The sequence below is a fragment of the Bacteroides helcogenes P 36-108 genome (assembly GCF_000186225.1).
GTDB lineage: Bacteria > Bacteroidota > Bacteroidia > Bacteroidales > Bacteroidaceae > Bacteroides > Bacteroides helcogenes.
In genome coordinates, this window is sequence record NC_014933.1 from 1,952,205 (window position 1) to 1,976,307 (window position 24,103).

Annotated in this window: 20 protein-coding genes and 1 other RNA gene; 11 read left to right on the plus strand and 10 right to left on the minus strand. The window is 44.9% G+C overall.

Annotated elements, in window-relative coordinates:
- Positions 1-23: 23 nt before the first annotated feature.
- Complete coding sequence (locus BACHE_RS07745) at positions 24-377, plus strand: PqqD family protein (RefSeq protein WP_041579741.1); 354 nt, start codon at positions 24-26, stop codon at positions 375-377.
- An 88-nt stretch (positions 378-465) separates the two neighbouring features.
- Here the strand turns inward: BACHE_RS07745 and BACHE_RS07750 are convergent, their stop codons facing one another.
- The 3 genes from BACHE_RS07750 to BACHE_RS07760 form a co-directional block, all read right to left on the minus strand.
- Positions 466-1,518: a DUF4831 family protein gene (locus BACHE_RS07750; protein WP_013547146.1), complete on the minus strand. Its 1,053-nt coding sequence runs from the start codon at positions 1,516-1,518 to the stop codon at positions 466-468.
- A 115-nt stretch (positions 1,519-1,633) separates the two neighbouring features.
- The gene (locus BACHE_RS07755) at positions 1,634-2,743 is read right to left on the minus strand and encodes a lactonase family protein (RefSeq protein ID WP_013547147.1); all 1,110 of its coding nucleotides are present in this window, start codon (positions 2,741-2,743) and stop codon (positions 1,634-1,636) included.
- Positions 2,744-2,932: 189 nt separating this feature from the next.
- A complete protein-coding gene (locus BACHE_RS07760; RefSeq protein WP_013547148.1) occupies positions 2,933-5,767 on the minus strand; it encodes a glycoside hydrolase family 3 N-terminal domain-containing protein in 2,835 nt (944 codons plus the stop codon).
- Positions 5,768-6,074: 307 nt separating this feature from the next.
- Between BACHE_RS07760 and ssrA the strand changes: the two genes are divergently transcribed.
- Positions 6,075-6,470: a transfer-messenger RNA gene (ssrA, locus tag BACHE_RS16940) on the plus strand.
- Between the two features lie 53 nt (positions 6,471-6,523).
- Here the strand turns inward: ssrA and BACHE_RS07765 are convergent.
- Positions 6,524-6,952, minus strand: a complete 429-nt coding sequence (locus BACHE_RS07765; RefSeq protein WP_013547149.1) for a Fur family transcriptional regulator — start codon at positions 6,950-6,952, stop codon at positions 6,524-6,526.
- A gap of 9 nt (positions 6,953-6,961) precedes the next feature.
- Positions 6,962-8,920 (minus strand): heavy metal translocating P-type ATPase, encoded by a 1,959-nt coding sequence (locus tag BACHE_RS07770; RefSeq protein ID WP_013547150.1) that lies wholly within the window; start codon positions 8,918-8,920, stop codon positions 6,962-6,964.
- 163 nt (positions 8,921-9,083) lie between these two features.
- Here BACHE_RS07770 and BACHE_RS07775 point away from each other — a divergent pair, with 163 nt between their 5' ends.
- The 5 genes from BACHE_RS07775 to BACHE_RS07795 all read left to right on the plus strand — a co-directional run bounded on the left by BACHE_RS07775 (position 9,084) and on the right by BACHE_RS07795 (position 13,932).
- Positions 9,084-10,121 (plus strand): L,D-transpeptidase, encoded by a 1,038-nt coding sequence (locus tag BACHE_RS07775; RefSeq protein WP_013547151.1) that lies wholly within the window; start codon positions 9,084-9,086, stop codon positions 10,119-10,121.
- Between the two features lie 85 nt (positions 10,122-10,206).
- On the plus strand, positions 10,207-10,920 hold the full coding sequence (locus tag BACHE_RS07780) for a murein L,D-transpeptidase catalytic domain family protein (RefSeq protein ID WP_013547152.1): 714 nt from the start codon (positions 10,207-10,209) through the stop codon (positions 10,918-10,920).
- An 84-nt stretch (positions 10,921-11,004) separates the two neighbouring features.
- Positions 11,005-12,351: an MATE family efflux transporter gene (locus BACHE_RS07785; protein WP_013547153.1), complete on the plus strand. Its 1,347-nt coding sequence runs from the start codon at positions 11,005-11,007 to the stop codon at positions 12,349-12,351.
- Positions 12,352-12,381: 30 nt separating this feature from the next.
- Positions 12,382-13,476: a DNA polymerase IV gene (dinB, locus tag BACHE_RS07790; RefSeq protein WP_041579266.1), complete on the plus strand. Its 1,095-nt coding sequence runs from the start codon at positions 12,382-12,384 to the stop codon at positions 13,474-13,476.
- Between the two features lie 81 nt (positions 13,477-13,557).
- On the plus strand, positions 13,558-13,932 hold the full coding sequence (locus BACHE_RS07795) for a YccF domain-containing protein (protein ID WP_013547155.1): 375 nt from the start codon (positions 13,558-13,560) through the stop codon (positions 13,930-13,932).
- 100 nt (positions 13,933-14,032) lie between these two features.
- On the opposite strand, the gene BACHE_RS17545 is transcribed toward BACHE_RS07795, so the two are convergent.
- Positions 14,033-14,173: a hypothetical protein gene (locus tag BACHE_RS17545; protein WP_187289293.1), complete on the minus strand. Its 141-nt coding sequence runs from the start codon at positions 14,171-14,173 to the stop codon at positions 14,033-14,035.
- Positions 14,174-14,474: 301 nt separating this feature from the next.
- On the opposite strand from BACHE_RS17545, the gene BACHE_RS07800 reads away from it, so the two are divergent.
- From BACHE_RS07800 to BACHE_RS07815, 4 genes are all read left to right on the plus strand, one after another.
- The gene (locus tag BACHE_RS07800) at positions 14,475-15,377 is read left to right on the plus strand and encodes a LytR/AlgR family response regulator transcription factor (RefSeq protein WP_013547158.1); all 903 of its coding nucleotides are present in this window, start codon (positions 14,475-14,477) and stop codon (positions 15,375-15,377) included.
- A 159-nt stretch (positions 15,378-15,536) separates the two neighbouring features.
- Positions 15,537-17,462 (plus strand): TonB-dependent receptor plug domain-containing protein, encoded by a 1,926-nt coding sequence (locus BACHE_RS07805; protein ID WP_013547159.1) that lies wholly within the window; start codon positions 15,537-15,539, stop codon positions 17,460-17,462.
- Positions 17,463-17,487: 25 nt separating this feature from the next.
- Positions 17,488-17,901, plus strand: a complete 414-nt coding sequence (locus tag BACHE_RS07810) for a DUF2141 domain-containing protein (RefSeq protein WP_013547160.1) — start codon at positions 17,488-17,490, stop codon at positions 17,899-17,901.
- Positions 17,902-17,952: 51 nt separating this feature from the next.
- Positions 17,953-20,631 (plus strand): transglutaminase family protein, encoded by a 2,679-nt coding sequence (locus BACHE_RS07815; RefSeq protein ID WP_013547161.1) that lies wholly within the window; start codon positions 17,953-17,955, stop codon positions 20,629-20,631.
- A gap of 33 nt (positions 20,632-20,664) precedes the next feature.
- Here the strand turns inward: BACHE_RS07815 and BACHE_RS07820 are convergent, their stop codons facing one another.
- From BACHE_RS07820 to BACHE_RS07835, 4 genes are all read right to left on the minus strand, one after another.
- On the minus strand, positions 20,665-21,420 hold the full coding sequence (locus BACHE_RS07820; protein ID WP_013547162.1) for a copper homeostasis protein CutC: 756 nt from the start codon (positions 21,418-21,420) through the stop codon (positions 20,665-20,667).
- Between the two features lie 74 nt (positions 21,421-21,494).
- On the minus strand, positions 21,495-23,033 hold the full coding sequence (gene rny / locus BACHE_RS07825) for a ribonuclease Y (RefSeq protein ID WP_013547163.1): 1,539 nt from the start codon (positions 23,031-23,033) through the stop codon (positions 21,495-21,497).
- 127 nt (positions 23,034-23,160) lie between these two features.
- On the minus strand, positions 23,161-23,451 hold the full coding sequence (locus tag BACHE_RS07830; protein WP_013547164.1) for a cell division protein ZapA: 291 nt from the start codon (positions 23,449-23,451) through the stop codon (positions 23,161-23,163).
- Between the two features lie 14 nt (positions 23,452-23,465).
- Positions 23,466-23,759, minus strand: a complete 294-nt coding sequence (locus BACHE_RS07835) for a hypothetical protein (protein ID WP_041579742.1) — start codon at positions 23,757-23,759, stop codon at positions 23,466-23,468.
- Positions 23,760-24,103 lie beyond the last annotated feature (344 nt).

The window sequence follows — 24,103 nt, forward strand, 5'->3', positions numbered from 1 at the left end:
ATCTGCGAACGGACGTATATAATATGGAAACACTCGAAGGAAAAGTCAGCTTGTTGGATGCTGTTCCGGTTCGTTGCGGACATATTGGGACTGAATGGGAAGGCGAATGCGTCGTGTTGTCCTATCCTCGTTTCAAGTACGAATGGATGCGCCGTTTCCTGTTGCCTAAAGGGATGTCGCCTGATATTTATGTGAAATTGGAAGAACATGGCACTGCCGTATGGAATCTGATTGACGGGCATCGTACGGTTAGGCAGATAATTTCGTTGCTTGCAGGGCATTTTGAAGGTGAAGACAATTATGAGTCACGTGTTACCACTTATGTGATGCAATTAAGGAGAGACGGATTTATCCGGCTGACAGTAAGGAAAGGCTGAAAAGGAGTTGTATTTAAATAATAAAGGCTGCGCAATGTCATGATGAGCCATTTCTCTGATTGCGCAGCCTTTTTATTATGATTCTTGTCTATTCCCTATCTACTTTTATTAATCCTCCTGTTGCCGTGTCGAACAAAACTTTGATCGTGGAGTTCTTGTTGAATAAGACCGGGGCAAGATATTCTATGATGCCGAATTGGGTGATAGGGAATTCCTCCTCAAACAGTTTCTTGTTTTTCTGTACCAAAGTGACTTTTGCCCTGCCCGGTACATTGTAAGCAATACCTTCTGTTTTCTTTTTACTTTCCTCTGTGCCGGACGTATCGGGTGTTTTGAGATCGGTTATGCTGATGTAATATGGCTCACCGGCAAAATCATTGTTGGCTACTATGCCCAGTTTCTTGGAGAAGCGGAAAGCAATTTCGTCTTTCATTTCCTTCGGGGTGATACGGATGGTAAATGTGCCGGACTCTGATTTTACTGTGCCTGAGAACATTTCAGTCATGGCAAGTTCTTGCAAGTTCAGATTGTCAAGCATGAGTTTGAGTTGTGTGCCATCTTTGGGCATGTTGTCCGCTTCGCCACGCAGCAAGGCATTCTTGCTTTCGCGGATATTATAGATTTCTTTGGCGACCAGTTCAGCCATTTTTGCACTTGAATTGGACATAAGAATTTCTTCTGTCAGAAAACTGCGTGGATCAATGCTGTTTTCAGGGCTTCCGATGGTCTTCACGGCTTTGTCGGGCTTTTGTCCGCTGAGGGGCATGTTGATGGAGCGTACAATTCCGTCTTCGGTAAGTTCCATAAGCGGAGCTACGGTTTTATCTTTCAGTTTGACGAAATATACATTGTCCTTGTCCGGTATGCCTGCTATGCGGGGTTGTATCTTGTCCAAAGTCCAATATGCTTCCGGTTCGGCTGATACGTTACCGAGGCGCAGATAGCGGTCGGCGTATTTGCAGAATTCTCCGGGGGTATATGTGTGTTTGGTGATTTGCAATACAATTTCTATTTCTGTTTTGGGCAACAAGTAAGTTACTCCGTACTCTTTGCCACGCATTACCCCTGTCGTGACTTCTGTCTGCGCATGGACACCGGTGGCGATCAGTAAGGCAGAGATCCATAACAATTTCTTTTTCATATCGTTGAGTCTGTTTATATTACATGAATTTAGATAACAAAGTTAACTAAGTTCTCTTGTTCCCGGGTTGTCGTTTACGAAAGATTAACTAATAGGTACTTTCATAGACAGCCATTTATTGTACAAACTGTATGCAGACAGGTTTGTCAACTGTGATATTCCGATGGGTATCTTTCAACAATCCTGTTGTTGCGTTGCGTTCATATATTTGGATGGTATTGCTGTCACGGCATGCGGCAAGCAGGTATTTGCCGTTCGGGGTAATATTGAAGTGGCGCGGATGGATACCTGTCGGCTGGTAGCCTGCTTTGGCCAGAGTGCCATTATCCGGACTGACGGCAAAGATGGCGATACCGTCTTCCCGGAGACGATTGCTGGCATAGAGGTACTTTCCATCCGGGCTAAGATGGATATCGGCACTGCCACGGGCAGCTATGGTGTCGGCGGTAATAGTCTGTATCTGTTCCAGTTTGCCATTGTCATAGCTGAAAGCGATGACTTTTCCTGATAATTCGGTAATAAGGTAAGCATACTTTCCGTTGGGACTGAATGTCAAGTGGCGCGGTCCGGAACCTGGAGCAATGTCTGTGGTTTCGGCTGAAAGATGGGGGATGATATCTTTAGGATGCAAGACGAAACGCAAAATGCGGTCGGCACTAAAGTCTGTGGCAAATATGTACTTTCCGTCCGGTGAGAAAACGGTGCAGTGGATATGGGCTGTAATCTGCCGTATGGTGTCGGTTCCGGTGGCACTGCCTATAAACAGAGTATCCACAGGTCCTAAAGTACCGTCCTTGCGAAGAGGGAAGACAGACATGCTTCCGCCACTATAATTGGCGGTTAGTGCTTCTTTCCCGTTGGTGGCCACATAGCAGGGGTCGGCGCCGAGGGTAGGTTCGGTATTCAGCAGGCGCAGGATACCTGTTGATTTATCAAATGCGAAGGAACTGAGGGCGGCCGTGCTGTCATTCATTTCGCTGACAGCATATACAAATTTCCCGTCTTCGGATGGGATGAGGTATGAGGGATTGGGTAATTCCATAGTACTGAGAGGAATGGCTGTACCCGTCTCCTGATTAAAGCGGAAGGTATAGATTCCCTTGCTTGTTCCGTTGGTATAAGTACCCACCAGCATGGCGAGTTCATCCGAGGTTTTGTTTACTGCCTTTCGGGGTGTGCAGGCGGCTACGCTTAGGCCAAGCATACAATAGAGAAGTGCTTTCATTATGCTATATACTATAAGTTTTCATTATAAACTGGAGGAAAACTACGCAGTTCAGTGCAAAAGTAATGGAAATTTGCAGATTAAAAAAGATTAGGCGCAGATTACATGGAGAATAGGAGAGATTTTGAACCTGATTTGTGAGACTCCGTATAATCTTCGCCTGAAAGAGTTGAGTGATCGGGGGACGTATCATTCTGTCAGTTTCACTTCTGCTATTCCTACATGGTCGTCATTCAAGACAATGCGCAGATCACTGGCAGTAGTGCCTTTGAAAGAATAGGAAATCATTTTTCCGTATTCGCTGACAACACCTGAATATACGGTCAGGAACTGTCCTCCGCCACCTGAAAGTTGGATATCGAAATCGGCAGGTAGATTGTTGTCGCGCATGAAAGCGATGGAAACCTTGTTTGTTTGGATTCCGTTGCCCAAAGCAAAGGTGATGTAATCACCTTTGTTGCCTTGCCATGCCGTGTCGATTCTTCCATCGGTCGCATTGCACGCATTTTCCCGATTGGCGCTGGCACTCACACGTTCGGCTGGTTTACTGGTTTCAATTGCCTTGGCTCGCATTTGGTAGTCCTCTACGGTCAATAGCCCGTTCAGGCGGATGTCTTCGGAAGAAGCGGCCGCCATGATGGTGAAGTCTCCCGGTTCTACCACCCACTGCATGTTGGCATCAAGGAGTTCCAGATGTTTGCGGCCAAGGGTGAAGACTACTTCTTTAGTTTCTCCCGGTTCAAGGTGGACACGTTCAAATCCTGCCAGATTTTTCTCATACGTGATGACACTGCTTACCACATCTCTGATATAGAGCTGTACTACTTCATCTCCTGCACGTTTTCCGGTATTGGTCACTTTCAGACGTACCGTTGCTTCTTCGTTGGGAGTAATGACTTTGGGAGTGATTTCAAGGTCGGAATACTCGAAGGTCGTGTAGCTCAATCCGTAACCAAAGGGGTAGAGTGCGCCATTGATGCGCGACATATTGCCTTCCGGTCCGGGATTTTTGCCACCGTCAATTTGTGAGGCAGGCTTATAGGGGAAGTTGAACGGGATCTGCCCGACGGTTTTCGGGAAAGTCACGGTCAGTTTGCCCCCCGGATTATAGTCCCCAAACAGAACGTCGGCAAGGGCTATGCCGCCTTTTGCTCCCGGATACCATGCTTCGAGAATGGCGGGGACATACTTGTCCGCCCAATTCACGGATAACGGACGTCCGTTGATGAGTACCAATATTACGGGCTTTCCCGTAGCTTGTATGGCCTGGAGCAGTTGTAATTGGCGGCCAGGTAGATCCAGACTGCTACGTGACTTATTTTCACCGCATGTTCGTTGGCCACCCCCCAATACGACTACTGCCACATCTGATTGGCGGGCATTTTCCGCGGCTTTGTTTATTTCAGCCTGTTCGTCGGCGGTTAGAGGATGATTTATGATCTCACTTTCGGGCCAGTTGGCATCCACCAGGTCGCAACCTTTGGTGTAGAGCACTTCGGCTTTGCCGCTTACTTTGTCCTGAATCCCTTTCAGCACAGTGATGACTTCTACGGCAAGGGGGCCATAATGAGTGAGTGCGTAATTCTTTTCATCGGCATTGGGGCCGCATACGGCAATCCTTTTTACCGTACTGAGATCCAGAGGCAGCATGTTATTCTCGTTTTTTAGCAGAACGATGGACTCGCGGGACGCCTGTAGGGCAATGCTTCCGTTTTCTTCTTTTTCTACTTCTCTGTCGGCTCCGGCAAGGTCGGATTGGTAAGGAGTGTCAAATAATCCGGTAAGGAATTTTACGCGGAGAATGTCACGCACACGATCATTGATGATTTCTTCACTCAGTCCTCCCTCTTTTACCAATTCGCGGAGGGGGAGCACGAAAGAATCCGGAGAACGGAAAGTGCAGCGTATGTTCAGCCCGGCTTCTACACTTTGGCGTATTGCCTCTTTCATGTCTTTGGCAGTACCGTGCTTGGTGTAGAGGTATTCTACGGCGTCACTGTCCGATACCACATAGCCACGGAAACCTATTTCGCCGCGCAGGCGGGTAGTCAGCCAGTAGTGGCTTCCTTGTATGGGAATGCCATCATAGTCATTGTACGAACTCATTACGCCGAGCAGTCCGGCTTCCCTGATTACCCGTCTGAAGGGATAAATGTGGATATTTTCCACTTCTCGCGGTGAGATCTGCGGATCCACACGCGACATTCCTTCACGGGCACCTTTGTTGTTGCTGTAAGCGGCGAAATGTTTTCCGGTGGCCGCCACCTGGTGATTGTACTGCATGCCGCGTACCATCTCAATGCCCAGCTCAGCTACAAGGTAGGGTGATTCGCCATATACTTCTTCATAGCGTCCCCAGCGCTGGTCGCGTCCTACATCAAGAATGGGGGCATATACATTGGTATAGCCCAACATACGCGCCTCGCGTCCGGTGATAAATCCTATCTTATGGATCAGTTCACGGTTCCAGGTGTGCCCTAAGCCCAGTTGGGTGGGAAAGTTGGTTGCCTTGTAGCTTTCCACACCCCGGATGCCTTCGTTAGTGAAATCTACTGGGATTCCGAGGCGGGTTTCTTCCACAAAGAAACGCTGTACTTCGTTCAGTGCCCATGCGTGGCGGGAAGCAGGCCAGACGTTCTCATTGTCCGAAGGAGGAAGCCCCCATTGCCGAAAGCCATTCAGGTGTTCGTCAATGGCTCCTATTCCGTCTTTCCACAACATTTGTTTCCATTCGGGAGTGGGGAGGTCATCTTTCAATACTCGTTTGTAGCCGTAAAGGGTAACCATCTGGCAGGTTTTCTCTTCCAGGCTCATCTGTTTTAGTAAATCTTCAATGCGGGCATCAATGGCGGCTGTGGGATCTTCGTATATGTCCATAATGCCGTTTTTGTTGAAATCAATCCAACCTTTACGATACATTTCACTTTTCACCGGCTTGTATATTGCCGGTATTTTCATCGTTTTCTGTGCTGAGAGCAAAGCACCGTTGCCCAGCAGCAAAACGGCTACAATCAGTTTTCTCATGACGGTTTATTTTTCTTTTAATGCAAAAGTAGGGCATTGCTCCGTAACGGGGTGGCTAAAATAGTCCATATTTTCCTCTTATATTTTCCGGACGTCTGTTTTGCGGGAGTGGCATACATGCTTCCTGCTTCCATTGTAAACTGTAAACTTGATAATAATTGCTAAGAAATAAAGCATGATAATAAAAGATTTCCTATCTTTGCGGCAGATAAAGCAAGATTATTGGCAGATAGGATGCCTTCATTTGCTACTCAATATTAAATGAATGCCTCCTTCCTTGCTGGTTTCCTGTAAGTTATAAGAACATGGGCTTGACTGGATTTGACAGCGGGCAGAAATGGTAAGTAAGCATGCAGTGCGTTGTTGATTTGCACTTAAATCTCAGTCTTCAAAATTTTATCTGGCGAAAACAATTACGCTCTTGCTGCTTAATCGAATCACAGTAGATTAGCTTAATCCCGGCACAAGGTGCTGGGACGGGACATCACTCGGAAGCTGTTGCTCCGAAGCATTCCGGTAAAGTGGTGCAGTTACATCGGGGATAGTTTGCACTTGCCTTGAAGTGCGAATGAAATTTAGAGGATAAGGTGACGGTTGATGGCTTTGGTTCTGCCGCCACACGAAAACTTAGGCAAAGATAAGCATGTAGAAAGCTTATGATTTCCTCGTTTGGACGAGGGTTCGATTCCCTCCAGGTCCACGTGCCGGAAGGCGATGGAAAGGAGGCGGCACTTAATAGATGCCGCCTCCTTTCCGTTATTTTAAAACCTTTGCCGCACACTCAGGACAAAGCCCTTTCAGTACATAGTTGATACTATTCAGCGTAAATCCTTCGGGCAGGTTCACCACCGGTGTGGGGATGTTCTTGAAACAGAATGTCTTGTTGCACCTCTCACAATGAAAGTGAGTGTGCAGGTCGTTTACTTCGCAAGAACAACTTGCACTGCACACGGCATATTTGAATGAGCCGGTTCCATCATCAATGCTGTGTATAAGGTGGTGGGATAAAAATAAAGTGATGGTGCGGAAAATGGTGGATTTATCCACGGTGTCCAGTATGTTCTCCAGATCGAGCAACGAGACGGAACGCCTTGTCTTCAGCATGGCTTGCAATACCAGTATGCGTATGGCGGTGGGCTGTATCCCTCTTTTTGCCAGCAGGTCTAAATATAAATTTTCTTCCATAATCCTTCATTATTCTATTTTAATGAATTTCTGTATTCGTATAGCATTTACTATTGCAATGAGTGCGACGCCTACATCCGCAAATACAGCTTCCCACAGTGTGGCCAGCCCGCCGGCGCCCAAAACCAATACAAGCAGTTTTACCCCGAAAGCCAGAGATATGTTCTGCCAGATAATCCGGCGGGTATGTTTTGCCACCCGGATGGCGGTTGCCACTTTCGATGGCTGGTCGGTTTGTATTACCACATCTGCCGTTTCGATGGCTGCGTCACTACCCAATCCTCCCATGGCAATGCCTATATTACTGAGGGCGAGAACTGGTGCGTCGTTGATGCCATCACCTACAAAAGCAATTCGGTTTCCGGCATGTTGACGTAGTTCCTCAATGTGTTTTACTTTACCGTCGGGCAGCAGGTCGCCGTATGCTTCCCTGACTCCTAACTTTTGCGCAAAGTTAGTCACAATGGCTTGCTTGTCTCCCGAAAGTATCTGAATATTATTTATATTTAAAGCTTTTAATTCATTGACCGCCTGGACGGCATCTTCTTTCAGTGTATCAGCTAATAGCAGGTAGCCGGTGTATTCTGTTCCCATGGCACATGCCACAATTGTGTCGGAGATGAGTGATAGTTCTTCGGGATAGTTTATTTGATATTTGGACAATAGACGGATATTTCCTGCCAAAATGCGTTTTCCTCCAATAGTTGTTACCAATCCGTGACCGGCGATTTCCGTAACCTCGGTAGTAGGTTCGAGTGCTATATTACGCTCTCTGGCATAGCTGACAATGGCTTTTGCAATCGGGTGTGTACTATTCCGTTCTACCGAAGCTGCCAGTTGTATCAGCTTTTCTTCGGATATGCCCGGTTGTGTTTCGCAGGACTGCACGTTGAAAGTTCCTTTCGTCAGTGTGCCTGTCTTGTCAAAGACCACTGTGTTGACTTGGGTGATGGCATCCAGGTAATTTCCACCCTTAAACAAAACGCCGAGGCGGGATGCTGCGCCTATGCCTCCGAAATATCCCAGTGGAATGCTGACTACCAAGGCACACGGACAAGAAATAACCAGAAATACCAATGCTTTGTAAAGCCAGTCGTCAAATACAAAAGTGAACTGGACATTGATCAGTGAATAGATAAAAGGAAGAAGCACGGTCAATACTGCCAGCACTGTGACGATCGGTGTGTAAATACGGGCAAATTTTCGGATGAACAATTCTGCTGGAGCTTTTCGTTCGGAGGCATTCTGGACAAGTTCCAGTATTCTTGATAGGGCACTATTCTCAAAGGGTCTTGTAACTTGTATTCTGGTCACTTTATCCGTCACTATCATTCCGGCAAGCACTTCCTCACCCCTTCGTATGCTGCGCGGACGGCTCTCTCCGGTCAGTGCAGATGTATTGAATGCTGCGGCTTCACTCTGCATTACACCATCCAGAGGAACCCGTTCTCCTGCTTTTACCTCTATGATTTCTCCGACTTGTACTTTTTGAGGAGTTTCAACTACGGGCTCATTCTCTTTGATTACCGTCGCTGTTTCTGGACGTACATCGAGCAGAGTGCTGATATTGCGTTTCGCTCTATCCACTGCCTTGCCCTGAAAGAGTTCTCCCAAAGAGTAGAACAGCATGACAGCCACACCTTCCGGATACTCTCTAATATAAAAAGCTCCTAAAGTGGCAATGGTCATAAGCGTGAATTCGCTGAAAACATCTTTTTCCACAATGCTTTTCCAAGCCTCCTTCATGACCGGTAGTCCTACCGGCAGATATGCCGATATATACCATATAAGAGCTACATATTTTTCACGGAAAAAAGTAATATCCATCATATCCATGATGATGCCGCCGAAAAGCAGTAATGCCGACAATATAATCTTCCGGTAATCTTTTAAAGCATTCGAGTTTACCGGAACTTTTTGACTCTGTGCACTGTCATGAGCGCAGCATTTACAATTATGATGTCCCATATTATTGTTTTTATTTCGGATGCAAAGTTAAGTAAAGGAGGATGCAACCAAGTTGCAAAGGTATATCTTTTGCATAAAATGCTGGGTTATGCAACAATTATCGGAGGATTGTCGTTATTTAATTTAAATAAATTATATCTTTGTTGAAATAACTTTTATCATAATGAGGCATTTTTTCCTTTTTACCTGTCTGGCTGTGAACTTTCTTTTTGTCGGATGTGGCAACCGGAAAGATGGACCTGTATTCATAGTAGTGCCGGATGCCGTTCTTGCCGATTCGGCTTCTGCCGATACGATAGTCGTGGAATTACCTTTTGAGGAAAAGTTGCTGGCGGCTTCTGATATAACTCTTGTCAAAGAGTTGCTTTATGACAAATATACTTTGGAGGACTCTTATCCATATAAAGATACGGTGCGTTCCTTTAAATGGGAAGTGATTCGTAATTGTCTGGCTTATATTGAAAATATGCAGCGTGACACTGCAAAGTGGGTGGTGCTGCAGAACTATAAGAACCTGAACAATGAAGCCCCGTTGGTTCGACGATTTGTCAGAGATGCCTATCATCGTGTGGCGGACACTTTTGGTGTGGAACGTTATCAGTCTGTTCCACTATATTTGTTTGCCGACACAGTGGTTCCCGAACGCTATGGAAGAGATGGGACTCTGGCGCATCTGATAGGAGAAGAAGGGAGTTTTTGCAGGATACGTCCCGTCACCCTTGAAGATGAGTGGCTGGCTCCCCGTCGTTATTTGAAACTTTTAGGTGATACTGCCGTCTTTAATCATGTTGTTTTTGTGGATCGTCTGGATCAGAATATTACTGCTTTGGAATGTACCGGTAAGGGTGAATGGAAGATACGCAGCATGAATCCGGCCACTACCGGGCGTCATGCTCCTCCCTATGCTCAGGAAACCCCATTGGGCATGTATCTGCTTCAGCAGAAGAAAACGCGTATGGTCTTTCTGAAGGATGGGTCTGCCGCAACGGGAGGCTATGCACCTTATGCAAGCCGTTTCACAAACGGTGCTTATATACATGGAGTACCGGTCAATGTACCTCGTACATCCATGATTGAATATAGCGGGTCTTTGGGCACTACCCCCCGTTCGCATATGTGTGTGCGCAATGCCACTTCACATGCCAGATTCATCTTCGATTGGGCTCCCGTCGAACGTGCTTTGGTGGTTGTCATTGAATAGGTATGCTATTTTTAACTATCTGTGTGATAGATGTATGGAGAAAAAGTTCTAACTTTGTCCCCGTTCTTTTCCGGTCAGAAGAATTATGCAGAGATTTATATTGTTCTTTTTACTCGCGTTTGTTCCTTGCTCTCTGTTTTTGGAAGGCGAGCCGTTGGATGGTGTGGCAGAAGGAAATTCCTCCGGGACATTTGCCGGGATTACAGCCTGTGCCGAACTTTATCGTTCCATGGGTTTGGAAGGGATGGTAAACTGGAGAGCCTTTCGGCAAGCAGTGGTGGGATATGATAAAATAGAAAACAGAAAACGGGATATTCTGACACTGATCGACTTTTCCCGTCCTTCTACCGAGGAACGGCTCTATGTCTTTGATATGAAACAGCGCAAGATGCTTTTTTCATCGGTTGTTTCTCACGGGAAGAACAGTGGGGAGAATTATGCCACTTCTTTTTCCAACGAATATGGTTCTTACAAAAGTTCGTTGGGATTTTATCTTACGGAATCCACTTATCAAGGAAAGAACGGGTACTCGCTTGTTCTGAACGGTCTTGAAAAAGGTATCAATGACCGTGCTCGCGAGCGTGCCATCGTAATGCACGGGGCTGCTTATGCCGATCCTTCGGCTGTGGGTAAGGGAGGGCGTTTAGGCAGAAGTTTCGGCTGTCCTGCCGTACCGCAAAAACTTTCCCGTCCCATCATTGATACCATCAAGGGAGGAAGTGTGATATACATTTATGCCGAGACTCCTGATTATCTGGTTCACAGTTCTGTCTTGAAAGATGCCAGCCTGCTGCTGTAAAGAGTAATCTTTTGATGTTTATCAATTCCGGCAATCATATCTTTTACTACTTTTGTATCCGATTTTAGCGGATATCAGATTTATATGGCTACATCCGGAGAGATGACGGAGGGCAAAGCGCTCCCGTTGATTTTCAACTTTACTTTGCCCTTGTTGCTCGGCAACCTGCTGCAACAGACTTATTCGCTGGTAGATGCAGCGATTGTAGGTCGTTTTCTGGGTATTGATGCTCTGGCTTCGGTTGGGGCAAGCACCTCGGTCATTTTCCTTATTTTGGGCTTTTGCAACGGATGTTGTGGCGGTTTCGGCATTCCGGTGGCTCAGAAGTTCGGTGCGAGAGATTATAGTACGATGCGTCGTTATGTGGCTGTCAGCCTGAGGTTGGCGGGGGTAATGTCGCTGGTTATTGCCGTGATTACGAGCTTGCTTTGCGCCGATATTCTGCGTGCAATGAGTACTCCGGAAAGTATATTTAAGGGAGCCTATCGTTACTTGCTGATTACCTTTATCGGTGTTCCCTGTACTTTCTCCTATAATTTGCTGTCCAGCATCATCCGTGCTTTAGGAGACAGCAAAACCCCGTTTTGGTTCTTGCTTTTTTCGACAGTACTGAATATTCTGCTTGATTTGTTTTGTATACTTGTATTGGACTGGGAAGTGGCAGGAGCTGCTGTTGCCACAGTTTTTTCACAGGGTGTATCGGCTGTGCTGTGCTATTTTTATATGATGCGGCATTTTGATATACTGAAAGCAACTTCCGCAGAAAGGAAATTCAACGGAGCCTTGGCCCGTACATTAATGTATATCGGTGTACCGATGGGATTGCAATTCTCCATTACAGCCGTTGGCAGCATTATGTTGCAAAGTGCCAATAACGCTTTGGGAACTGCTTGCGTTGCGGCATTTACCGCTGCCATGCGAATAAAGATGTTCTTTATGTGTCCTTTTGAAAGTTTAGGGATGGCGATGGCCACTTACAGTGGGCAGAATTATGGTGCAGGTAAATCCGAACGTATCTGGATGGGAGTGAAAGCAAGCGTTTTGATGATGATAATCTATTGGGCATTTACTTTTTGTATATTGATGTCGGGAGCCGGAATATTTGCTTTGCTTTTTGTGGAGGCTTCAGAACAGGAAATACTGAGAGATACGGAATTGTTCCTGCATATATCGGTTTCGTTCTTTCCGGTTTTGGGGTTACTCTGTATCTTGCGCTATACTATCCAGGGAGTCGGATTTACGAACTTTGCCATGCTTTCGGGCGTTTCAGAGATGATTGCGCGTATATCAGTCAGTTTGCTGGCAGTGCCAGCTTTCGGCTATATGGCGGTATGCTTCGGTGATCCTACAGCATGGATATTTGCCGATGCTTTTCTGATACCTGCTTTTGTTTATGTCTATCGTCGGATATTACAAGTGAAGAAAAATTAGTGTATCTTTGTATCGGGAGTTATTATGACAATGACCGGACAAAAGATTATTCATATTGACATGGATGCATTCTATGCCTCAGTAGAGCAGCGCGACAATCCGGGACTGCGGGGCAAGCCGATTGCAGTGGGACATTCGGAAGAACGGGGTGTGGTAGCAGCAGCCAGTTACGAGGCACGGCGTTTTGGAGTGCGTTCGGCCATGTCGTCGCAGAAGGCGAGGCGTCTCTGTCCCCAACTTATCTTTGTGCCGGGAAGGATGGAAGTATATAAGGCTGTTTCTTGCCAGATACATGAGATCTTCCATGAATATACTGATATTATCGAACCTATTTCTCTTGATGAGGCTTTTTTGGATGTGACGCAAAATAAGCTCAGCATCTCGTTGGCTGTGGATATCGCCAAAGAAATAAAGCTGAAGATAAAGGACAGGCTGCACTTGATTGCCTCTGCCGGTGTGTCATATAATAAGTTCCTTGCCAAGATAGCCTCTGATTATCGCAAGCCTGACGGGTTGTGTACAATTCATCCGGATCAGGCATTAAAGTTTATAGCAGGCTTGCCGATTGAAAACTTTTGGGGAGTAGGTCCGGTTACAGCAAAGAAAATGCATCTTCTGGGAATTCATAAAGGAGAAGATCTGCGCAGTTGTTCTCAAGATATGCTGACTCGTGAATTCGGTAAGGTGGGTATTGTTTATTATGACTTCGCAAGGGGAATAGATCGACGTCCGGTAGAGGCGGTGCATGTCCGTAAATCCATAGGATGTGAGCATACTTTGGAGAAAGACATCAGTGAGCGTTCTTCTGTTATCATTGAACTGTATCATGTTGCTGTGGAACTGGTTGGACGTTTGGAACATAAAAACTTCCGTGGAAATACGCTTACCCTAAAAATCAAGTTTCATGATTTCAGCCAGATAACCCGTAGTATGACTCAGCTTAAGGAACTGACTGCCCTTGACGTGATTTTGCCTTTGGCCAAACAGTTATTACAAGAAGTGGAGTATGAACGGCATCCCATTCGTCTGATAGGATTGTCTGTATCTAATCCTTGTGAAGAAGGGGAGAGGAGAAGTAATGTTTGGGAGCAACTGAGTTTTGAATTCAGCGATTGGCAATGGTAACTTTCTTATTACTTTATTATGAGTCTGCAAAATCTTAAATAAATAATATTATATTTGCGTTTGTATTAAAAAAAGAGAAGTATGGGGTGTTTAATGAATGTTTTGTGGCTGCTACTTGGAGGCATTTTCACCGCTATTGAGTATGTTGTTGCCAGCCTGCTGTTAATGATAACGATAGTAGGTATTCCTTTTGGTATGCAGACCATGAAAATGGCAGGGCTTGCTTTATGGCCTTTCGGTAAAGAAGTGCGTAATGGAGAACGTTCGGGTGGTTGTCTTTATGTACTTATGAATGTGCTTTGGATATTATTAGGAGGTATCTGGATAAGTCTGTCGCATTTAGTATTCGGATTATTGCTGTGTATAACAATTATAGGTATCCCTTTTGGAATACAGCATTTTAAATTGGCTGGATTGGCCTTGACACCTTTCGGAAAAGACATAGTGGTAGCCTGATTTTCTCGTATTCTTATGCCAGCAGATAAAATGGACTGAAAGAAAAGGGCGGGGAACTTTTAAGTTCTCCGCCCTCATTCATTGTATTTAAAGGTGTTGTTTACATGGTAATATGTGACTGCTTTGCGAGCAGTTTTTGGAGTTTGCCATTTAAAGTCTGGCACATAGTTCCGTTTCCCATTGCTTGATAGCGTTTGATACGGTACTGTAACATTAAAATTTCATTTTCATTCTTTTTCATAATCATCTTCTTTTTGTGCCTTCCGCGTTTCGGAAAGCGGGTTTTACATCTTTCTTATTTTCTCTTATCAACGCTGCAAAGATACGAATAATTTCTGAAAAACATGTTCTACAACATAAAAATATTCATAAAATCTATGTTTTGGAGATGAAAAAGCGCTTTTTTGCCAACCTGATATTACAAATATGTGACATTGATCTTACCTTTTCTTTCTTCCTTTTACTTGGATTTGCAGCTTGAATCAAGTACTTTTGTTCAAAGAATTCAAGTATGGGTTTAATTTTATAAAGAGAAGGATATGATGAATAAACTGATGGAGCTTTTACGAAGCCCTTACCCTACGCTTTATCGGCGCTGGAAATCTGTAGTGATACCTCCGGTAATCATTTTCTTGATACTTTATATATTGCAACCATTTGGTATTTCGCGGATAGAAGAAAATAAATTTTGGATTGTAGCTGGTTCTGCATTCATTGCTGCAGGAGCATCGGGTATTTTTACGTATTTGTTGCCAATTTTGTTTCCTTCCTATTATAAAGAACAAAATTGGACTTTGGGTAAATACGTCTTGAATATGCTTCTGTTTCTTTTGTTGATAGCTGTCGGAGTCTGGATTTATCTGTCATGGTTGATGGGAGTTTGGCTGAATGGGCGATTGTTTTTTATGGCTTTGTCTTGGGTGATGATACTGGCTCTTTTCCCTGTCACTTTCTTCTTGATGTGGAATCGGAATCTATTGCTGACTCGTAATTTGAAGGCTGCGACTGAAATGAACTTTTATCTTTCAAGGAAGCTTTCTGAGGAAGATAGGAGTCCTTTGGCCAAAGAAAAAGAAAGTAGCGGGGAATGGTTGTTTTTTTCTGGTGGAGTAAAAGAAAGATTGGAAGTGTCAGTCCGTGATTTTCTTTATGCAGAGGCGGAGGGAAATTATGTAAAAGTGGTTTATTATTCTGTAAAAGGCCAGGGTACTATCCGAAAATTATTGCGAGTCACGATGAAGCAGGCGGAAGAAACGATAGCCGGTTACTCTTATATAATTCGTTGTCACCGCGCTTTTCTGGTGAATGTCCGAAAGGTAGTAAAAGTAGAAGGAAACTCACAGGGGTATCGCTTGCGATTGGAAGGCTGTGAAGAAGAAGTTCCTGTTTCAAGAGCATACGCCAAAGAGGTGAAAATGTTGATAGAGAATGAGGTAGCAAGCTAATTATTCGTCACAGAAATACGTCATTCGTCACAGGATGATTGCCATTAGTCACATATCCGGGCTGTCTGTCCCGGATATTTTTTTGCTCTGAAATCTTCCTCTATGTTTGCAACAGCGAAAGCAAATTGCATGTTGGTAATCGAAAATAAACATAGAGATATGAAACGGAAAATTATTCTTTTAGCTTTAAGTATTTTATTCTTTGTGCATCCATCTATAGCACAAAAGGTAATAACAGATACGATACAAATTAAATTCAATATCGATAGTGTCGGATTGGAAGAAGTCGTAGTGAAAGGACGTAAAACTCCTGCTGCTAATAGTCGTTGGAGTGATATGCATCCGGTAGAACTGGTTACGGTGGGCGGCGCAAACGGTGATTTATACAAAGCATTGCAAACATTGCCCGGTACGCAGGTGCAAGGTGAAACCGGTGAACTGCTGGTACGCGGCGGCAGTAGTAGTGAGACACAAACCTATATAGATGGTATGCATGTATTGAATCCTTATACTTCAAATGGTATCAATACACCGGCTCGAAGCCGTTATTCCACTTTTATGTTTAGCGGGGTGAACCTTGCTTCCGGTGGTGCTTCACAAGAATATGGAGAAGCGCTCTCTGCCGTACTGCCTTTGGAGACAAAAGATTATAGTCGGGTTAATAAAGTGGGAGTGAATGCTTCGGTTGTCGGGGTAGGAGGCGGAGGTACACACGTCTTTGATAAAGGCTCTTTGTCGGTGGATTTGAACTATCAGAATTTGGGATTATATGATAAGATTTATTCCGGCCGTAAAGAGTTCTCAAAACCCTATCGGATGTTTTCAGGGGCCGCTCAGTTCCGGTATACTCCTGATGAGGCTACTACTTTAAAGATATATGCCCAGTATGACCGTACGGATCTTTCTACCTATGAAGGAGAAGAACGTAGATTATTTGGTTTGGGTGAGGATAATGCTTATATCAATGCAACTTTTCGCCGTCGCATGTCGGGTGGATGGAATTGGTTTGCGGGTGCAGCCTATTCGTTCAATGAGCAGAAGATAAATGGTGCTGTTTTGGCAAGTGACGATTGGTTGGAGCGTCAACAAGAGTTGCATCTGAAAACTAAAGTTTTTAAACGTTTGTCATCGACTTTTCGCTTGGATATGGGATTGGAGAGCTATATCCGTTCTTATAAGAATCATTATCTGCTTTCCGAAATTGATGATAGTAATAGTATGTCGCCCACGGTTAGTGCAGGATTCTTTTCGGCTACTTATTATCCTGTAGAGCAACTTAAAGCCGAACTTTCTTTTCGTACGGAGTATACTTCACTAAACCGAAAAGTGAATTTCTCTCCGCGGTTAGCATTGAACTATCATTGGGGAGATGTCATGTTTTCAGGAACCATAGGGCGCTATACACAATTACCGGAGAATGAATATTTGGTTCGCCAGCCTGATTTGAAGTCTGAAGCGTGTTTGCAATATAATCTGGGTATCCAGTACGGTAACGGTGGACGCTTTTACAAAGCCGAATTCTATTATAAGAATTATGATCGCTTGGCATTGACTGAAGTAAATGCTTCCCCTGAAGCTATCTTCTTGACATCTAATGGATATGGACATAGCAAAGGTATCGATCTTTTCTTCCGTGACCAGGCTTTGCTTAAAAATCTGGAATACCAGCTTTCTTATACCTATAATATATCCAAACGTAAATACCAAGAGTATACCGAAGTGACCACACCTCAGTATGCTACCCGACATAATGCTGCCTTGGTAGTAAAATACTCTTTACCGAGTTTACATACCATTATCGGTGTAACCAATCGTTTCAGTAGTGGTCGTCCTTACCATAACCCTACTTTACCAGGCTTGATGAACGATGAGGTGAAACCCTATAACAGTTTGGATTTGGGACTAACTTATTTGGTTAACAAGAAGGTGATTATCCATGCTTCCGCAACCAATATCTTGTGCCGGAAGAATGAATTCGGGAAGGTAGACAATAAAGCCATATTGGCGTCCAGTGACCATTTCTTCTACATAGGAGTATATATAACCCTTGGTAAGAAGGCTGCTTACGATGTATCTAATTTCTAATATTAACTTTTTAAACTCAACGAAAATGAAAGCAATGATTATCTTTTTAGTATTTGTATTGCAAGGTGCAGCTCAGTTATTATTTGCACAGAACTTAACTATTGAAGTGCGTGATATAGAGAAAACGGAAGGTTATCTCTACGTAGCCATCTACAACTCTCAAGAGACATTTATGAAGAAGCCATTGGCAGGTTTCCGGGTCGACGTAAAGGACAAAGTACTTTCTATACCTTGTAAGGGATTGCCTGCCGGTACATATGCTATTTCTCTCTATCAGGATGAGAATGGAAATGGAAAACTGGACACTGGGGCTTTCGGTATTCCTACGGAAAAGTTCGGTTTTAGTAATGATGCCGAAGGTGTAATGGGAGTACCTTCTTTTGACAAATGCCGTTTTTCTTTTAATGAAGATATGACTTTGGTGATACATTTGAAATAGAAATCCAAATATAATCCTTATTTTTGTGGCTCAACCTTAATAATGTGCAATATGAGACGTGCTACACAATTTCTTGGAATAATCGGGCTGACGTGTTTGTTTGTCGCTTGCGGCAATTCACATTTCATGACGGATGCTGCTTACCGTCAGCGCGTGGAACAAGATTTCGAACAGAAAAAGAACTTGATTACACAAGGAGAAATGTTTTCCATATTCGATGGGGAGCTGACTACTTACGAACGGGAAGCGTTGGAATTCCTTTATGCCTATATGCCTTTGGCGGATATTGCCGATTATTCCGGTGAATTTCATCTGATGAATGTGCGTGCTTCGCAGCAGGCTGAAAAAGAGATGCCTTGGGGGAAAAACATTCCGGAAGATTTGTACCGCCATTTTGTTCTTCCGGTTCGAGTAAATAATGAGCCTTTGGACAGCGCCCGTGTGGTGTTCTATAAGGAACTGAAAGACCGGGTGAAAACATTATCCATCTATGATGCCATTCTGGAAGTGAATCATTGGTGTCATGAAAAAGCTGTCTATACACCTTCCGATGCCCGTACCAGTTCTCCTTTGGCGACGGTGCGTACCGCCTATGGCCGTTGCGGTGAAGAATCCACACTGCTGGTTGCAGCCTTGCGCTCGGTAGGTATTCCTGCACGTCAGGTATATACGCCGCGTTGGGCACATACGGACGACAATCATGCTTGGGTAGAGGCATGGGCGGATGGAAAGTGGCATTTTCTCGGAGCTTGTGAGCCGGAACCGGTGCTCGACTTGGGATGGTTTAATGCCCCTGCCAGCCGGGGAATGCTGATGCATACCAAGGTATTTGGACGTTATGAGGGTAAAGAGGAAACGATGTCTGTTGCTCCCTGTTATACAGAGATTAATGTGATAGATAATTATGCGCCGACAGCCAAGGCGATTGTGTCGGTAAAAGATGAACAAGGAAGGGCTGTTGCTGACGCCCGTGTGGAATTCAAGCTCTACAATTACGCAGAGTTTTATACGGTGGCTGCCAAGCAGACTGATGATTCGGGTACTTGCAGCCTGACTGCCGGCAGAGGAGATATGCTGGTGTGGGCATCGAAAGACGGTAGTTTTGGTTTTGCCAAACTTTCTTTCGGGAAGCAGCAGGAATTGACGGTGGTACTCGACAGGAAAGAAGGGGAGAACTTTACGGAGGATATCAATATCGTGCCTCCTGTGGAAAATGCGAACCTTCCTGAAGTAACTCCGGAACAACGTGCTGAGAATGACAGGAGGCTGGCGCAGGAAGATTCTGTACGCAATGCTTATGTGGCAACATTCATGACAGAGGAGTCGGCACGGAATTTTGCGGAACGATATAAATTGGATGCGGATGTGGCATCCGGAATTTTGGTTGCCTCTCGTGGCAACTATAAGACTATTTGTAACTTCATGGCCCGTTTGCGTTCTGATAAGTCAAAGAAAGGTGGTCTTGACCTGTTGCAGCAAGTTTCTGCCAAAGATCTTCGTGATGTCAGACTGGAGGTGTTGATTGACCACATGCAATCCACTGTGCGCACGAATGCAGAATATTATCGTAAATATGTGCGTAATCCGCGTGTCAGCAATGAAACGCTGACTCCGTACAAAGCCTTCTTCGGCAAAGTGATTCCGAAAGAGGATGTTGAAACTTATGTGGCAGATCCGGGAAAATTGGTGACTTGGGTTGCAGAAAAGATCCGGGTGAACAAAGATTGTAATTTAGGGGGATCTCCAATTTCGCCCGAAGGTGTATGGAAAGCACGCATGGCAGATGCTCATAGCCGTGACATTTTCTTCGTTTCCATGGCACGTAGCATGGGAATTCCTGCACGAATCGACGAGGTAACGGGCAAGGTGCAGTTGGTTACAGATGAGGGAGCCGTAGATGTGAACTTCGGGACGTCCGGGCAGGCTTCTGCCCGGAAAGGCAAGCTCATTGCCGGATACTCACCGGTCAAAGGATTGGATGATCCGAAATATTATTCTCATTTCACTATTTCTAAAATAACGCCACAAGGCAATCTGCAATTGCTGTCTTATGACGAGGGTGATATTGATATGGGCGGTGGTGCTACATGGAGCAATCTTTTGAAGGAGGGAACTGCGCTGGATGCCGGAAACTATGTTCTTGTGACAGGTACTCGTTTGGCAAGCGGTGCAGTGCTTACCGAAGCCACGTCATTTAGCATAACTCCGGGGCAGACAACAACCGTGCAGTTGGTTATGCGTGCAAACGAGGATGAAGTACAAGTTATCGGAAATTTCAATTCGGAATCTCATTTCACTCCGTTGTATGACAATGGCTTCACACCGGACGATCTGTCTGCAAAAAGCTTGTTGCAGGCATGTGGCCGTGGCTATTTCGTGGTTGGTATATTGGGTGTCAATCAAGAACCTACCAACCATGCTTTGCGTGACATTGCCACCTTTAAGGCCGACTTAGAGAAGTGGGGACGCAAAATCGTGTTGCTCTTTCCAGATAAGGCTCAATCGGAGAAGTTTGTGAAGGAGGCTTTTCCCGGATTACCTTCTACTATCATATATGGCATAGATACCGACGGTATTGCCGCACAAATAGCCGATGCGATGAAGCTGAAGCATAAAGACACGCTGCCGATATTTATTATAGCAGATACCTTCAACCGTGTAGTCTTTGTTTCGCAAGGTTATACCATTGGATTGGGTGAACAATTGATGAAGGTTATACACAAGATTTGATAAAGTATGTATTATATTGGGCAATCAGAAGCCTTATCGCATAGGGATGAGGCTTCTGATTGTTTTTTCTACTCTTTCTACGGTAGTTACAGGGCGTAAGTACTCGTCAATATGTACTGTTCCTCCCATGGAAACAGTTTCGTTGCGGTAAGTCATGTCACTTCTTAAGCTTTCCCTTGCTGAAAAATGAAATTCACGGATGTCTGTTTCTTGGGCAATGCGGGCAATATTCGTTTCGTTCACCCCGCATCCGGCCAATAGGATGATGCGGCCGGCAGCCTGTCTATGCAGTTCCTTTAGTAATGGGATGCCTTGCTCTGCAGTTGCTTGTCCTCCGGAAGTCAGGATACGGTCACACCCTAAACTGATGATATCTTCGAGCGCTTTTTGTGGATTGCGGCAAACATCGAAAGCACGGTGGAAAGTGACCGACATGCCTTGTGCGGCTTCCATCAATTGTTTCATCAGAGAGATGTCAATGTCTCCGTCTGTCGTGAGACATCCGAGCACCACCCCGTCTGCCCCCAACTGGCGGGCATTGTCTATGTCTTTCAGCATGATGCGCTGTTCAACCGGAGAGTAGAGGAAATCACCGCCGCGCGGACGGATGATGATATGCAGTTTGGTTCTCTGCAATGCTTCGCGCGCTATGACTATGTCACCATAAGAAGGAGTAGTGCCGCCTTCGGGGATACCGGCACATAATTCTACCCGGTGTGCTCCTCCTTTCTGTGCGGCAAGGCAGCTTTCCACTGAATTGGCGCAGACCTCAAATTGAAACTGTTTCATCTTTATGTTGCTTTTGAATGAAAAAGGGTGAACATACATTCACCCTTCCCGTTTTTATTTTCTCTTTTTCTTTTTTACTTGGCATAGCTTACCGCACGTGTTTCGCGGATTACGGTAATCTTCACCTGTCCCGGATAAGTCATCTCATCCTGTATTTTCTTGGCTATTTCACCGGAAAGGTTTTCCGTTGCCTTATCGTCGATCTTGTCTGCTCCTACGATTACGCGCAACTCGCGTCCTGCTTGGATGGCATAGGTCTTGGTGACTCCCGGATAAGACATTGCCAATTGTTCAAGGTCGTTCAGACGTTTGATATAAGCTTCCACGATTTCGCGGCGGGCTCCCGGACGTGCGCCTGAAATGGCGTCGCATACTTGTACGATAGGAGCCAGCAGGGTATTCATTTCTACTTCATCGTGGTGTGCGCCGATGGCGTTGCAAATGTCCGGCTTTTCCTTGAACTTTTCTGCCAGTTTCATACCATAGAGTGCGTGTGGCAATTCAGGCTCCTCATCGGGCACTTTGCCGATGTCATGCAGCAGTCCGGCACGTTTTGCCTTCTTCGGATTCAGTCCCAATTCAGATGCCATGACTGCACAGAGGTTGGCTGTTTCACGGGCATGCTGCAATAAGTTCTGACCGTATGAAGAACGGTATTTCATCTTACCGATGATGCGGATCAGTTCAGGATGCAGGCCGTGAATGCCGAGGTCGATGGTGGTGCGTTTACCGGTTTCAATAATTTCTTCTTCAACTTGCTTGCGTACTTTGGCAACTACCTCTTCGATACGTGCCGGATGGATACGTCCGTCTGTCACTAATTGGTGCAGTGCCAAGCGGGCCACTTCGCGGCGAACCGGATCGAAGGCTGACAATACAATGGCTTCCGGAGTATCGTCCACAACGATTTCCACACCGGTGGCAGCTTCGAGGGCACGGATGTTGCGGCCTTCACGACCGATAATACGTCCTTTGATTTCGTCCGATTCGATATGGAATACGGTAACAGAGTTCTCGATAGCCGTTTCAGTGGCCACACGCTGTATGGATTGTATCACAATGCGCTTTGCCTCTTTGCTTGCCGTCAGCTTGGCATCGTCCATGATGTCATTGATGAATGATTGAGCCTGTGTCTTGGCTTCTTCCTTCAAAGATTCGATCATGCGTTCTTTGGCTTCTTCGGCAGAAAGGCCCGAAATGGTTTCCAGTTTCTCAATCTCCTGGCGTTGCATGCTGTCCAATTCTTCCTTTTTCTTGTCAACGATAGCCAACTGAGCTTCCAGGTTTTCCTTCACAGCTTCGGCTTCCGTTTTCTTGCGTTGAATTTCTTCCTGACGTTGGTTCAGCACCAGTTCACGTTGTTTCAGTTTGTTTTCCGCCTGCTGTATCTTTTGGTTGCGGATGGCTACTTCTTTTTCCAAGTCGGCCTTTTTGTTCAGGAATTTCTCCTTCACTTCCAGCAACTTATTCTTTTTAATTACTTCTGCTTCCGTTTCGGCATCTTTGAGGATGTTGTCGTATTTGGACTTCAGTCCGTGCTTGAAGAACATGTACGAAGCAAATCCCCCTACGATGAAGCAGGCAATGGACACTACTATTGTAACTACTGTCATTTTATAAATTTGTTTAAGTATATAAATAAAAAAGCACTGCATAAAGGTCTGTTCTTGTTGAGGGACAGGCTTTTGTACAGTGCGCGAATATTCTCTTTCTTTTCCGAACGGGCAGAAGAATAGTTGCTTATTGTTCTTTGAAATAGGCTTCCAATACTTCTGTCAGTTCTTTTATTTTTGTGGTATAAGGTTCGGTATCGTTACGATCCTTCATCTGAAGGTTTTCCAGAGAGAACTGATAGGCCACCATGGCTATAATCCTTTCAGGAGATACATTCTGATAATGTTCCCTATACGCATTGAACCGGATATCTACCTGTTTGGCGGCTTCTCTTACCATTTCTTCATCCTCGCGGTTGATGGTGAGGGGATAGGAGGCGCCTGCCATTTGCAGATTTATCTTTATCTTATCGTTCATACATCCTCTTTTCTTTATTCATTCAACAAAGCGATGCATTTATCGACTTCACGCACTAATTTGGACAATCGCAGTTTCGTCTCTTTTACGTCACTGCCGTTAAGGCTGATTGTCGTAGCTGTTTTTAGGTCAGTGTAGCTAAGTTCCAGTTCGTTATAGTCGGCTTGTATCTTCTCATATTCTTCTTCTTTGGTTTCGAGAAGTTGCTTTAGCTCGGCATTTTCACGTTTTAATTCATCATGAAGATAGATTAAATGTCGCAGCCTGGCCTCAAAGGTACTTAATAGCTTCTTTTCTTCGTCTGTCATTACTACACCAAAATTGTACACAAAAATACGATTTACTTGTAGATTACAAAAACTTTTCGGAAGAAAATGTTATAAAAGCGTCGAAATAACTGTAAATATGCTTGCAAGGCTGTTTCTAAGTGCTGGATTTGGTGTTTTGGAGAAATCTTTTTCCATAATATATGGATAGGCGGAAACTGTTTGTTCTATAATGAAGTTTTATTTTTTTTCTTTCAGGCGATTAGTTTTTCCCTTACTAAGAACTTATCGTCCCACTACTGTTTAATTATCGTCCGACATCTGTCGGACGATAATTAAACAGTAGTAGGACGATAACAATATATATGTCGGACGATTAATTCTTA